This is a genomic window from Variovorax paradoxus EPS (assembly GCF_000184745.1).
Classification (GTDB): Bacteria; Pseudomonadota; Gammaproteobacteria; order Burkholderiales; family Burkholderiaceae_C; genus Variovorax; species Variovorax paradoxus_C.
Window position 1 is genome coordinate 3202181 of the sequence record NC_014931.1, and the last position, 13295, is coordinate 3215475.

Here is a 13295-nt window from a genome sequence, read left to right on the forward strand (position 1 = left end):
TGCTCGCTGCAGCACCCCGGCGCACAGGCGCCGGGAGAACCAAACAACACGGAGAGATGCATGCTTTGGGAAAAGAAGCTGGCGCAGTGGAGCGCCGCCGTTCGTGACCGCGCCAACCTGCCGGCACGCCTCACGCTGTGGGACGGCCAGTCCTACGACTTCGGCAATTTCAGCGGACCTTCGGTCACGCTTCACGTCAAATCACCGGCAGCGCTGTCGCTGATGCTGCAGCCCACCCTCGATAACCTGGGCGAGGCCTACGTCAAGAGCAAGATCGACATCGAGGGCAAGCTCAGCGACGTGATCGACATCGCCTACGGCCTCGCGAAGACATCGATCGACAAGCAGGGCGGGGCGCTGCAGAACATGGCGCGCTACTTCGCGCACACCAAATCGTCGGACAAGAAATCGATCCAGTACCACTACGACGTTTCCAACGAGTTCTACCAGCAGTGGCTCGATGCGAACATGGTCTATTCGTGCGCCTACTTCGAGAACGGCGACGAAGACCTCGCCACCGCGCAGTTGAAGAAGATCGACCACATCCTCACCAAGATCGACCTCAGGCCGGGCCAGACGCTGCTGGACATCGGCTGCGGCTGGGGCGCGCTGGTGATCCGCGCGGCGCAGAAGTTCGGCGCGCGCTGCGTGGGCGTGACGCTCTCGCAGAACCAGTTCGACCTGGCCACCGAGCGCGTGAAGGCCGCGGGCCTGGAAGACCGCATCGAGATCCGCCTGCAGGACTACCGCGACGTGACCGGCCAGTTCGACCGCATCACCAGCGTCGGCATGTTCGAGCATGTGGGCCGCAAGAACCTGCCCACCTACTTCAAGCACGTGCGCGAACTCCTGGCCGACGACGGCGTGGTGATGAACCATGGCATCACCTCGTCCGACCCCGAAGGCGGCGGTGTCTCGTACGGTGGCGGCGACTTCATCGACCGCTACGTGTTCCCCAACGGCGAACTGCCGCACATCAGCCTCGCGCTGCAGGCCATGCAGCAGGGCGGGCTCGAAGCCTTCGACATCGAGAACCTGCGCCGGCACTACGCGCAGACGCTGCGCTACTGGAGCGACAGCTACGAGGCCAACAGCGACAAGCTGCGCACGATGGTCGACGAGGAGAAATTCCGCATCTGGCGCGTGTACCTCGCGGGTTGCGCGTATGCGTTCGAGAACGACGATGTAGCGATCTACCAGATAGTGGGGCGCAAGGCGGGGAGGGCGGCGAAGACGCTGCCGTGGTCGCGGCGCTATATCTACAACGGCACCTCGGCGCTGAACGCGGCTTGATGTTCCGGTGCCGCCGCATCGGCATGGCGGCAAAGCGATATCGCAAGGGCGCGCGGGCGCGTGAACAAGACAACGGAGGGCCAGCGCCAGCACGGATTCGCACGGCCCGATAGCATCACGGGCTCGCGGCTTCTCACCACCTCGGCGCTCACCGGACACCCCGTTCGGGGCAGCCTCCCCGGCCCGCGAAGAACCCCATGAGCGTCAGCACCAAAACAACAAACCGCCCCCTGGTCATCGCATCGATCATGGCCTCAATGGCCATGGTCGCCATCGAAGCCACCATCGTCTCCACCGTCATGCCGCAGATCGCCTCCGAACTCGGCGGGCTGCATCTCTACAGCTGGGTCTTCGCTTCGTTCCTGCTCGCGCAGACCGCGATGACCGTGGTGTTCGGCAAGCTCAGCGACTTGTACGGGCGCAAGCCCATCATGTTCGTGGGCATCGCGATCTTCGTCATCGGTTCGGTGCTCGCGGGCTTCTCGTGGTCGATGCCGGCCATGATCTGTTTCCGTCTCATCCAGGGCATCGGCGCGGGCGCGATCCAGCCGGTGTCGCTCACCATCGTCGGCGATCTCTATCCGGTGCGCGAACGCGGCAAGGTGCAGGGCTACCTCGCGAGCGTGTGGGCGGTGTCGGCCGTCGTGGGGCCGATGATCGGCGCGCTCATCGTGCAGAAGCTGTCGTGGGCCTGGATCTTCTGGGTCAACGTGCCCATCGGCCTGGCCGCGGCGGCGGGTTTCTGGTTCTTCCTGCACGAGGCGCCGACGGTGCGCCGCTCGTCCATCGACATGGTGGGCGCGGTGCTGTTCACCGTCGGCATCGCCTCGCTGATGATCGCGCTGACCGAGTTCGGCGTCGGCAACTCGGGCGTCGCGCTCGCGTGGGCCGGGCTCTTCGTGGTCACGCTCGCGCTCTTCATCGCGCAGGAGCGCCGCGCGGCCGACCCGATGGTGTCGCTCAAGCTCTGGGGCGCACGGATGATCGCGACGGTCAACGGCGCGGCGATGCTCGCCGGCATGGTGCTGATCGGCATCACCACGTTCCTGCCGATGTACGTGCAGGTGGTGCTGGAGCGCTCGTCGGTCACGGCCGGCCTCACGCTCACGATGGTGATGCTGGGCTGGCCCATCGGCGCGACGCTGACCTCGCGCACCTTCCACCGCATCGGCCTCTGGCGCATGGTGGTCGTCGGCGCCGCGCTGATTCCGGTGGGCACCGCGACCTTCGCGCTGCTCGGGGCCGGCAGCTCGCCGGTGCTGCCGGCCATCGGCTCGTTCATCATCGGTTTAGGCATGGGCGTGATGAGCCTGGCTTCGCTGATCCTGATCCAGGAGGGCGTGGAGCTCTCGCAGCGCGGCATCGCCACGGCTTCGAACGTGTTCTCGCGCAACCTCGGGAGCGCGCTGGGCGCGGCCTTCTTCGGCGCGGTCTTCAACTTCGGGTTGACGCGGGGGGACGGCAGCATGATGTTCACGGACGACGAACTGCGGCTGCTGCTGCAGGGCGTGCACGGCTCGGTGGCGGGGGATGCGGGTATCCGGTTGGCGCTGGGCAGCTCGCTGCACCTCACGTTTCTGATGATGCTGGTGGTGAGCCTTGGCGTGGTGGTGCTGGCGTTGTGGTTGCCGAAGGAAGGGTTGGAGACGCGGGCGGTCAAGGAAGACAACAAGGTCGTGCAGAAGTAGGGGATGTCTGTCAGGCGCCGCTTCAGACGCCGCATTCAAGTGATTTCTTCGGCCATTTGAAGGAAAAGTGTCCTTCTTAATGGACATTTTTCGCTTGATGCCTAAAAATGTGGCATATGAAGGACAAAATCCGACTACCCATTGAATTAGGCCAAGCCATCCAGCGCGCGCGAAAAGGGGGCCGCCTGAAGGCGACCGACATCGCCGCGCGCTCTGGCCGCGCGCGCAACGTTCTCTATCGACTGGAGCGAGGGGAAGACATCACCGTGGCCTCGCTGTTCGACATCCTGCGCGCCATGGATCTCACGATCGGCCTGCAGCGCTTGGGCATGCCGACACTGGAAGAAGTCACGGACCGCTTCGGACAGGATGACGACGATGCTTCCTGAAAAGATCAGGCAGCTCGACGTCGAGATCGCCGGCGCGCCGGCCGGCCAGTTGCTCAAGCACTCGGTCTACGAGTTCCGGTATCTCGACAGCGGTGTGGAGCAGCCCTCGGTCGCGTTGCTGATGCCACCGACCCGGCCGACCTACCAGGATGGCGACCTTTTCGCAGTGATGGACCAGAACCTCCCCGAGGGCGACCTGTACCTGCGTCTGCGGGCGATGTTCCCCAAGCAGCAGCTCACGCAGATGCATCTGCTCGCAGTGGTGGGATCCAACGGCATCGGGCGCTTGGGCTTCCGGCTGGCGGGAGCAGAGGCGCCTGCGGTGCCCCGGATCATCGACCGCAAGGCCTTGCTCGCCACCCGCTACACGCCCGAGGTGTTCGACGAACTGGTGCGCGCGTACCTGAGCACCGGCGCCGGCATTGCCGGCATGCAGCCGAAGATCATGGTGCCGGACAGGGTCAGCGTTCCGGTGCCCACGATCATCGTGAAGGCGGGCGCAGCTTCCTATCCGGGCCTGTCGGCCAACGAGTTCATGTGCCTGACGGCCGCCGGCCACGCCGGCATCGAGACGCCCACATTCGACCTCTCGGACGATGGGCAACTGCTGCTGGTCGACCGTTTCGACATCGCGGCGGACGGGTCCCGGATCGGCTTCGAGGACATCGCGGCGCTGATGAACCTTCGCGTGCGCGACATCCAGTCCGACCGGAAGTACCACGGGAGCTACCAGCGCATCGCCGAGTTGATGCAATACCTCCAACTGCCCAGCGAAAACCTCGCGCGCTTCTTCGAGCAGGTGGCGTTCAGCATCATGGTTCGCAACGGCGACGGCCACCTCAAGAACTACGGATTGCTCTACACCTCGACCGCCGATTGCCGCCTTGCGCCGATGTTCGACGTGGTGACGACAGCGCTCTACCGGTACACGCGCTACGAAGGCGGTCCCGAACTCGAGGACCGCACGCTGGCGCTCAAGCTCTTCGCGGGCAAGGGCCACACGAAGGCCTACCCGACGACCGAGGAGTTGCTGCTGTTCGGCAGCAAGGTCTGCGGGGTCGCCAGGCCGGAACTCGTTCTTGCGCGAATCGCGGAGGGGATGCAGAAGACGTTGCGCCTGGCAGCCGGTGACCCACGAATCCCGAAGGACCTGCTGGAGAAGATGCGGGACATCTGGGCCGATGGGATGACTTACGCCAAGGCGCGGTAGATCCGCGGTCGCGAAGCGACGATCCTAGAAAGCCCTGGCCGCGTCACCAACGAAGAAAACCGCGCATGCATATGCGCAAACGCGCGGGCATCATGTCGCTCCCTTTCCACTTTCCATCGCACTTCATGACCTACCTTGCCGCCCCCGAGCGCTACGACGCCATTCCCTACCGACGCGTCGGGCGCAGCGGGCTCGTGCTGCCTGCCATTTCGCTCGGGCTCTGGCACAACTTCGGCGACAGCACACCCATCGACGTGCAGCGTAAGCTGTTGCGCACGGCCTTCGACCTGGGCATCAACCACTTCGACCTCGCCAACAACTACGGCCCGCCGTACGGCAGCGCCGAAACCAATTTCGGCCGTCTGCTGAGGGAAGATTTCAAGGCGTACCGTGACGAACTCATCATCTCCAGCAAGGCCGGCTGGGACATGTGGCCCGGCCCCTACGGCCAGGGCGGGGGCTCCCGCAAATACGTGCTCGCGAGCCTCGACCAGAGCCTGCAGCGCCTGGGCCTCGACTACGTCGACATCTTCTATTCGCACCGCTTCGATCCGCACACGCCGCTGGAAGAAACCGCCTCCGCGCTGGCGCAGGCCGTGCAGCAGGGCAAGGCGCTCTACATCGGCATCTCGTCTTACTCAGCTGGCAAGACGCGCGAAATCGCCGCGCTGCTGCGCGAATGGAAGGTGCCGCTGCTCATCCACCAGCCGGCCTACAACCTGTTCAACCGCTGGATCGAAAAAGACCTGCTCGATGCCACCGGCGAACTCGGCGCGGGCGTGATCGCCTTCACGCCGCTGGCGCAGGGGCTGCTCACCGACAAGTACCTCAAGGGCATTCCGGCCGATGCGCGCATCAACCGGCCCGGCGGCGGCTCGCTCAAGCAGGAGCACCTGTCGGACGACAACGTGGAACGCGCACGCGCGCTCAACGAGATCGCCAAGCGCCGCGGCCAGAGCCTTGCGCAACTCGCGCTGACCTGGACGCTTCGCGATCCGCGCGTGAGTTCTGCGCTGATCGGTGCGAGCCGGCCCGAGCAGATCGTCGACAACGTCGCCGCCTTGCGCCATGCGCCGCTGAGCGCCGAAGAGCTCGCCGAGATCGACAAGTACGCCGTGGAAGGCGGCGTGAACCTCTGGGAAAAGCCGTCGACCGACTTCGCGTGACGACGGCCAACGCTGCCGCGTTTATTCGAGCGTGAACCCGATCTTCACCGTCACCTGCCAATGCGCGACCTTGCCGTCCACCACATGGCCGCGCGTCTCGGTGACGGTGAACCACTGGATGTTGCGCACCGTCTCGTGCGCCTTGGCGATCGCGGTCTGCACCGCGTCCTCGATGCCGACCGGCGACGAGCCGGTCAGCTCGAGAGACTTGTAGACGTGGTTCGACATGTGCGTGCTCCTTGTGAATGGGTGTGGAGCCATCGTAGTCATGGCACGTGGTCGCGGGTGGAATTTTCTGCATCAGGTAACTCGCAATCCTTCTTTGAGAAAGCGAAGTGCCTGCGCAGAATCGCCCCCAGCGTTCACCCGGAAGTTGTTCATGCCACAGCGCAGTCTTTATGTTTCTCCGGCGGCCCAGGCCCGCCACGTTCTCGCGCTGACCACGGCAGCGTGGCGCATCGCGCCGTCTTCGCCGCACGAGGTGGCGCGGTGTGCGCCGCACGGCTATATGCCGATCCGCGCCATGCGGCGCTTCCACGCGGTAGCGGCCCTGGCCCTGCTGCCGCACTCATGGTGAGATGCTGATCGTTCTGTCAGGCTTGCCCGGCTCGGGCAAGACCACCGTCGCACGCGAACTCGTGGGGCGGCTTTCGGCCGTCTATCTGCGCATCGATGCCATCGAGCAGGCGCTCGTGTCGGCGAAGGTGCTGGCGGGAGAGGTCGGCCCTGCGGGCTACGAGGTTGCCTATGCGCTGGCGCGCTCGAATCTTGCGCTCGGCCTCACGGTGGTTGCCGATTGCGTCAACCCGTTGCCGGTCACGCGCGAAGCGTGGCGCGCGGTCGCGGCGAGTGCGTCGTCACGTGTGCTGGAGGTCGAGATCGGTTGTTCGGATGTCGCGGAGCACCGCCGGCGCGTGGAGCTTCGCGCGCCAGACATTCCGGGGCATGCGCTGCCCGATTGGGCGTCGGTGCTGCGGCACAACTACGCGCCGTGGACCACGGATCGCCTGGTCATCGACACCGCCACTGTCGGCGCGGCCGAAGCGGCGCAGCGCATCGTGGCGGCAGCCCGCACCTGAACAGCACGCAGATATCGATACAGAAATCAGCGAAAGCGGCGCACGCTCTTCGCGACGGACCTCGTGGGCACGTCCGACGAAATCCTGGAGCGGCTGCGCAAGGACCCGGTGCTGCCGCAGATGAGCGAACTGCGCGTGGAGCTGCCCTACAACTTCGCGAGCGACGAGTACGAGCAGATCCTGGACGACCTCGCGCGCCGCATCGCGCCGGATTGGGATGGCATGTGACGGCCGAGCCCGTGCGTGAGCCCGCGCTGCTGGTCGCTTGATGCCGTTGCCCCTTTTTCTGCTGGGTGCATTTGCTGAATTGGTTATGGACTTATCGCAAACGCTTCGTTGGTGATCGGTGCCCGCTTGCCTAGAGTCCAGCCTGTCTTTTTCATGATCATTCACAAGGAGTCCCGAATGTCGATTCTCAGCAGATGGTGGCGAGCCGCGTCCTTCGCCACGCTGGCCTTTCTGGCCACCTCGCCCATTGCGTTCGCGCAGGCATCGGCCGACGGCAGTGGTCCGCTCGTCTCCACCGAGTGGCTCGAGAAGAACCTCAAGAACCCGAAGCTGCGCGTGATCGAGGTCAGCGTGAACCCCGGCCTCTACGAGCGCGGCCACATTCCCGGCGCCGTCAACTTCTCGTGGCACAACGACCTGAACGACCGCGTGCGGCGCGACATAGTGAGCCAGGCCGATTTCGAGAAACTGCTGTCCGCGGCCGGCGTGGACAAGGACACCACCATCGTCCTGTACGGCGACAACAACAACTGGTTCGCGGCATGGGGCGCCTGGGTGTTCGACCAGTACGGCCTCTCGAACGTGAAGCTGCTCGATGGCGGCCGCAAGAAATGGGAGGCCGAGAACCGGGGCCTCGACAACCGCGCGCCCGAGTTCGCCGCCACCCGCTTCAAGGTGACGCAGCCCAACCCGCAGATCCGCGCGCGGCTGGCCGACGTACTGGCCGTGGCCGAAGGCAAGAGCGACACGAAGCTGGTCGACATCCGCTCGGCCGACGAGTACAGCGGCAAGATCTTCGCGCCCGCCGGTGCCGCCGAGTTGGCGGTGCGCGCGGGCCACATCCCCGGTGCGGCCAACGTGCCGTGGGGACGCGCGGTGAATGAAGACGGGACCTTCAAGTCGGTCGCCGAGCTGAAGGCGCTCTATGCGGGCGTGGGCATCGATGGCAGCAAGCCGGCCATCACCTACTGCCGCATCGGCGAGCGTTCGAGCCACACCTGGTTCGCGCTCAACAGGATTCTTGGCTACAAGAACGTGCGCAACTACGACGGCTCGTGGACCGAATACGGCAACGCCGTTGGCGTGCCGGTCAACAACCCGAGCGGCACGGTCTGGGCTTCCAAGTGAGCAATCTGGAGGTGGTTTGAAGGATGAGTTCGAGGTGAGTCGGAGTCGGGTTGCCTTCATCGCAACTTGACGGACGACTTTTGAGCGAGCCCTCGGGCTCGCTTTTTTTATGGACTTTTTATGGATCTGCCGGAACGGACATGACTACTTCATCGCTTTCACTTTCCCGCACCGGCCTCGTTGCTGCAACCGCGACGCTGCTGCTGATCGCCGCCGGCGTGCACCTGCTCGGCGAACGCAGCGGTGGCCGGGCGCTCGCATTCGCGCTCGGGCTGGGCGCGGTGCTCGGCGTGGTGCTGCAGCGTTCGCGCTTCTGCTTCTATTGCCATGCGCGCGACTATTTCGAAGGCGGCGATGCGCGCGGGCTGCTCGCCATCGTGGCCGCGCTCGCGGTCGGCACGGTGGGCATGCATGTCGTCATGACGGGCTGGCTGCCGGTGCCGCAAGCGGGGCGCCTGCCGCCCGATGCGCACATCGGTCCGGTCAGTTGGGCGCTGGTGCTCGCCGGCTTGGCCTTCGGCGCGGGCATGGTGGTTTCGGGCTCGTGCATCAGCGCGCACTGGTATCGGCTGGGCGAAGGCTCGCCGACCGCGCCGTTCGCACTGCTGGGGGCTGCAGGTGGGTTCCTGCTGGGCTTCAACAGTTGGAACTGGCTCTACAGCGCCACCATCGCCACCGCGCCGGTGGTGTGGTTGCCGCATTACCTGGGCTATGCGGGGTCGGCGGTGCTGCAACTGGCGTTGCTCGGCGTGCTGAGCGCCGTGCTCTGGCGACGGTTGCCCACAGCCAAGGCGCCGGCTTCAGCACCTCGCAGCTTCGCCGCGGCGCTGCGCGGCTTGTTGCAGGGACGTTGGGCCTACGGATGGGGCGGCATCGCAGTCGGTGCGATCGCGGTGATCGTGGTGCTGCGGCTGCGTCCGCTGGGCGTGACGGCCGCGCTGGGCAGCGCCGCGCGCGACCTCGGCAACGCACAGGGCCTGCTGCCGCAGCGGCTCGATGGGCTCGATGGCTTCGGCGGTTGCGTCACCGCCTTGGTCGAGAGCCTCTGGCAAACGCCCAATGCATTGCTCGTCGGCGGCATCGTGGCCGGCGCACTGGCCGCGGCGCTCGCGAGCGGGCAGTTCAAGCCCGCATGGCCGAAGGCGGGTCAGATCGCGCGCGGCCTCGGCGGCGGTGTGTTGTTGGGGTGGGGCGCGATGACCGGGCTCGGCTGCACGGTCGGGAACCTGCTCTCCGGCACCATGGCCGGCGCGCTGTCGGGCTGGGTGTTCGGTGCGAGCGTGTTGTTTGCGGTGTGGGCGGGATTGCGGGTGCTCAATCGCGGTCGATGAAAACACCCGCGCACAGCGCGATGCCGACGACGTAGAGCAGCCAGGTCCACGGCACCGCGTAGGGATAGAACATCAGCGCCACGCCGAGCCACTTGCTGCGCCGGCGCCCGGAGCGCTTGCCCCACCGGTAGGCCGCGATGCCGGCGAGGCCGAACACCACGGCGCCGAAGATGTAGGCCGGGCTCGGCAGGGTGATGCCGAGCGACTGCAGTGCTTGCAAGTTGTCCATGGGGCGCTATTAACGCACGCCCGAATGACGTCACTTTGCCCGCAACGGACCGAAAAAGCCGACGATCTTGAGAATGCGGCTGCCGTCTTCCGAGAACTCGACATAGTCGAGACCTTCCACATCCAGGGCGCGCGCCGTTCCGTCGGAATCGATCCGGGTCGGCGACTTCAGCTGCCAGGGGAAACGGCCGACCGCATGGTGCATGTCCAGCTGGCTGGTCTGCACGAGGAGGGCGCCGGGGGAACTGGCGTGAAGGTTGAGGATGACCGCAGCCAGTTCGTCGGGTCCGGTGACGGTCGGGGTCATCGGGTCGGTGTAGGTGCTGGCGGGCGTCCAGCACAGCGCCAGCGCCTCGCGGATGCCCTGTTCGGTGGCCTGGGACCAGGCGGAGGAGTAGGTTTGAACGGTGGCTGAATGGGTCACTGGTTTTCCTTGCCGTGCTTCATCGGGAGTCATCGTGCGCAAGGCCGCCCTTCGGCCGCGCCCACGCCGGGAAGCTTGGCAGAGGCGTCCTGACAACGTGGTGTCAGCAGGAGTTGTTCCCTGAGGATTCGCCGTATCTCCAGGATGGCCAGCGGGTTCTCCTGCACGCTGTGCGCCGACCGAAGCACCAGCTCGGACGCCGCGCCGTCCAGGTGGGCGCTCTCGTAGGGCACGATGCCGTCGCTCGACAACGCCTGCACGACACCGGGCGTGTCGTTGCCGATGATCGAATGGAAGCGCACGCGCGGGTTCATCGGCAGGTCCGAGGACATCTGCACGAAGGCGTCGCGGTCGCTCAGGTTGTCGATGCTGTTGGGAATGCGCAGCGGCCCGATGTCCTGCTTGCCGGGCGCGATGCGCATCAGCTCGCGGGAGATGTCGTTCAACTGCCCCAGCATCGCCACCGGCAGCGTGATGAGGTTGGCCACCCAGCGTGCGATGCGGTTGTTGGCGAAGGGCGTACCGCGGTGCGGCGAAGCGATGAAGATCGCGTCGCTCACTTGCGGCAGCGGCTCGAAGCGCAGGTAGGGCGCAAGCCGCTGCTCCATGCGCTGCTGCTGCGCACCCTGCATGGGGTAGCTCGCGAGGATCGTGTCCCACAGCTTGTCGCCCGACGAAGACACCAGAAGGCGCGAGAGCACGCCGCCCATGCTGTGGCCGATCAGCGTGATGTTGCGCGAGGCCTCGGCCTTGCCCGTGGGGTCGAAGTGCGCGAGCGTCTCGGTGATGGCCTGCCGGATCGCGAAGTTGTTGATCGCGAGCGGCGCGTTCGTCGGGTAGTACACCTGCCAGATCTGGTAGTTGCGGCGCAGCGTTTCGTCGCCCAGCACCTCGTTGGCCACGTTGATCCACGCCTCGGGGCTGCTCGCGAGGCCGTGCAGCATGATGACCGTGCGCCGGTTCGGGTCGTAGGGTTGCATCAGGTAGATGCGCGGTTTGGTGAGTCCGTCGGCGCTGCCGAAGAGGCTGTGCAGCGCCTGCCGCGCGAAGTCAGAGCGGGCGAGCCAGAGACCGTAGCCGGAGGTGAAGTTCGCGGCGAGCGGAACGTCCTGTTCGGCCAGCCGCGTGGTCGAGGTGCGGTAGGGGTCGAACACCACGATGCGCGCGGTGTGCGTGGCGAGCACCTGGCGCAGGTCCGTGCCTTCGAAGCGCAGGAGCGCGGTGAGGCCGGGAAAGGGCATTTCGCTGTAGGGCGGCGCGTTGTCCTCGGTCTTGTTGTCTACGGGGCGGGGCGAGGGCGCCGGCTGGTTGGTCTCCACCACCAGTTCGGCGCCGAAGCCGTCGCGCCGGTAGGTGTTGCGCAGGCCCGAGAAGGTGAGCGAGGCGGCGGGAATCAGCGCCTGTGGCACCGGGTCTTCAGGGCGCAACTCGAGCGCGGACAGGTCGGTGTCGATGCGCCAGGCGCCCACCTGCGGCACGCGCGGCAGCCCGTCCTGGCTTGCATGACCGTTCTGGCGGTAGCGGCTGAACAGGCCGGTGATCGCCTGCTGCACCGCGTAGTTGTAGTAGTCGCGCACCTGAGTCTGACGATCTTCGAAGGCCCGGTCGCGTGGCTTGCGCGCGGTGAAGAACAGGTAGGCGTAGGCATGGCGCGCGCTCTCCAGGTACGCCTCGATGGTCTCGGGCGCGGCAGGCCCGACGGCGGCACCGCTGGCCTTGCCGGCCGCGAGCGCCACCTGCAGCCAGACTTCCGAGAGGGCGGAGAGCCGTTGTTCGTCGCTGAGGCCCGTGGAATCGGCCAGCGCCTGGCGGCAGACCTGTCCGTTCGCGGTGCACTGGTCGGCGTCCGAGCCGATCACGCGCAGCACCTCCTCCGCCGAGGTGCTGAGCTTGCCGGTGATGAGCACGTCGCCGCGGCGTTGTGCGAGGTATTCGGAGGGCGAGATCGAGCCGACCGTGACGCCCGCGCAGCCGGCCAGCAGCAGTGCGGTGCACAACAGGGCTGGCAATGCGAGGAAGCGTGAAGCCGTCATGGCTTCGTCCCGGCATCGACCGCCATTTCCACACCCGGCAGATCGTTCCGGATGGCTTGCGAGAAGCTTTCCGTGCCGGGGTTAGCGTCGAATGCGCGCGCACGTTCGGTGATACGTCCGGCCGCGCGCAAGTCCTCCATGCCAAGGCCAGGCGTCAGCGCGCCGACGTCGTGGAGGTATTCGGGCAGGTAGCCCGAGGCCAGCAGCCGCCAGTCCATCGGCAGGCCAGGCACGACATGCTTGGCCAGCGTGTAGACGATGGTCGTGCAGTTGGCGGTGATCGTGTTGTAGAAGCTCGGCGCGCGCACCAGCGCCGCGCCTTCGCCGATGTAGCCGAGGAAGAGCGAGCGCATCTCCGATTGCGGCAGGCGCACGCGGTACATGTAGACGTCTTCGCCGCGCACGTTGGTGCGCACGCGCAGGATGTCGTGTTCGTCGGCCGCGACGAGGCTTGTTTCGAACTCCTTGAAGAAGCCGCCGACGGAAGAGAAGCTCTCGCCGCGTTCCTTGCGGATCTCTATGGAGAAGGTGACGAACTGGCCGTCGTCGAAGCCGAAGGACACGAGCGTGTGGGCGATGGCCGGGCCGGCCCAGTAGGAGAGCGACACATCGACCGAGCGAATGCGGTCGAGGTCGTAGCGGCGGGTTTCCCAGCGCGGTGTGTAGTCGGTGTCGCTGCGCCAGTCGAAGTTGCGCACGTTCTCCATCGTGACCTTGTTCCCATCGACGCGCGCGATGAGCTGCCGCGCCACGTCGTCGGCCCAGACCCGGTTTTGCGAGGGCAGGATGGTGCCCCACCACGCGAGCACCATCGCGAAACCCACGGCATACGAGAGCAGGGCGCGTGCAGCCTTGCCGCGCCACAGCAGCGCGATCGCCGCGAGGCCGAAGCCGGCCCAGAGCACGCCGGCCGCGATCTTGAGGGCGGGCGTTGCCGGCAGTTGGTACCACAGGGCGGCGCAGGCCCATGCGGCCGAGAGCAGCACGGCGAGCGAGGCCGCGAGACGGCCGGAGTAACACAACAAGGTTCGGATCATGAAGAGGGGGGGAGCTGCGGAGGCACCGAAGCATAGAGCTTGCCCAAGACCGATCCGAACC

At 66.1% G+C, this 13295-nt stretch carries 15 protein-coding genes; 10 read left to right on the plus strand and 5 right to left on the minus strand.

Annotated elements, in window-relative coordinates; all coding sequences use genetic code 11:
* Window positions 1-60: 60 nt before the first annotated feature.
* The 5 genes from VARPA_RS14835 to mgrA all read left to right on the plus strand — a co-directional run bounded on the left by VARPA_RS14835 (window position 61) and on the right by mgrA (window position 5746).
* A complete protein-coding gene (locus VARPA_RS14835; RefSeq protein ID WP_013541390.1) occupies window positions 61-1293 on the plus strand; it encodes an SAM-dependent methyltransferase in 1233 nt (410 codons plus the stop codon).
* Window positions 1294-1490: 197 nt separating this feature from the next.
* Window positions 1491-2981, plus strand: coding sequence for an MFS transporter (locus tag VARPA_RS14840; RefSeq protein ID WP_013541391.1), 1491 nt, complete (start codon window positions 1491-1493; stop codon window positions 2979-2981).
* A gap of 116 nt (window positions 2982-3097) precedes the next feature.
* On the plus strand, window positions 3098-3370 hold the full coding sequence (locus VARPA_RS14845; protein ID WP_144298990.1) for a helix-turn-helix domain-containing protein: 273 nt from the start codon (window positions 3098-3100) through the stop codon (window positions 3368-3370).
* Complete coding sequence (locus VARPA_RS14850) at window positions 3360-4580, plus strand: type II toxin-antitoxin system HipA family toxin (protein WP_013541393.1); 1221 nt, start codon at window positions 3360-3362, stop codon at window positions 4578-4580. Before VARPA_RS14845 ends, VARPA_RS14850 begins: the two co-directional genes overlap by 11 nt.
* A gap of 125 nt (window positions 4581-4705) precedes the next feature.
* Complete coding sequence (mgrA, locus tag VARPA_RS14855; protein WP_041943601.1) at window positions 4706-5746, plus strand: L-glyceraldehyde 3-phosphate reductase; 1041 nt, start codon at window positions 4706-4708, stop codon at window positions 5744-5746.
* Between the two features lie 21 nt (window positions 5747-5767).
* Here mgrA and VARPA_RS14860 read toward each other — a convergent pair whose 3' ends face one another.
* Complete coding sequence (locus VARPA_RS14860) at window positions 5768-5974, minus strand: dodecin (RefSeq protein ID WP_013541395.1); 207 nt, start codon at window positions 5972-5974, stop codon at window positions 5768-5770.
* Window positions 5975-6125: 151 nt separating this feature from the next.
* Between VARPA_RS14860 and VARPA_RS14865 the strand changes: the two genes are divergently transcribed.
* From VARPA_RS14865 to VARPA_RS14880, 5 genes are all read left to right on the plus strand, one after another.
* Window positions 6126-6323, plus strand: coding sequence for a hypothetical protein (locus VARPA_RS14865; RefSeq protein WP_041942911.1), 198 nt, complete (start codon window positions 6126-6128; stop codon window positions 6321-6323).
* Between the two features lies 1 nt (window position 6324).
* Window positions 6325-6825: an AAA family ATPase gene (locus VARPA_RS14870; protein ID WP_013541396.1), complete on the plus strand. Its 501-nt coding sequence runs from the start codon at window positions 6325-6327 to the stop codon at window positions 6823-6825.
* A gap of 63 nt (window positions 6826-6888) precedes the next feature.
* Window positions 6889-7053 (plus strand): hypothetical protein, encoded by a 165-nt coding sequence (locus VARPA_RS30620; RefSeq protein ID WP_321163516.1) that lies wholly within the window; start codon window positions 6889-6891, stop codon window positions 7051-7053.
* Window positions 7054-7230: 177 nt separating this feature from the next.
* Complete coding sequence (locus VARPA_RS14875; protein WP_013541397.1) at window positions 7231-8181, plus strand: sulfurtransferase; 951 nt, start codon at window positions 7231-7233, stop codon at window positions 8179-8181.
* 140 nt (window positions 8182-8321) lie between these two features.
* On the plus strand, window positions 8322-9512 hold the full coding sequence (locus VARPA_RS14880; protein ID WP_013541398.1) for a YeeE/YedE family protein: 1191 nt from the start codon (window positions 8322-8324) through the stop codon (window positions 9510-9512).
* On the opposite strand, the gene VARPA_RS14885 is transcribed toward VARPA_RS14880, so the two are convergent.
* The 4 genes from VARPA_RS14885 to VARPA_RS14900 are packed head-to-tail and all read right to left on the minus strand — an operon-like array spanning window position 9496 to window position 13234.
* Window positions 9496-9741 (minus strand): hypothetical protein, encoded by a 246-nt coding sequence (locus VARPA_RS14885; protein ID WP_013541399.1) that lies wholly within the window; start codon window positions 9739-9741, stop codon window positions 9496-9498. The genes VARPA_RS14880 and VARPA_RS14885 overlap by 17 nt on opposite strands.
* Window positions 9742-9771: 30 nt before the next feature.
* On the minus strand, window positions 9772-10164 hold the full coding sequence (locus VARPA_RS14890) for a hypothetical protein (protein WP_013541400.1): 393 nt from the start codon (window positions 10162-10164) through the stop codon (window positions 9772-9774).
* A 29-nt stretch (window positions 10165-10193) separates the two neighbouring features.
* The gene (locus VARPA_RS14895; RefSeq protein ID WP_013541401.1) at window positions 10194-12197 is read right to left on the minus strand and encodes an esterase/lipase family protein; all 2004 of its coding nucleotides are present in this window, start codon (window positions 12195-12197) and stop codon (window positions 10194-10196) included.
* A complete protein-coding gene (locus VARPA_RS14900) occupies window positions 12194-13234 on the minus strand; it encodes a DUF4105 domain-containing protein (RefSeq protein WP_013541402.1) in 1041 nt (346 codons plus the stop codon). Before VARPA_RS14900 ends, VARPA_RS14895 begins: the two co-directional genes overlap by 4 nt.
* Window positions 13235-13295 lie beyond the last annotated feature (61 nt).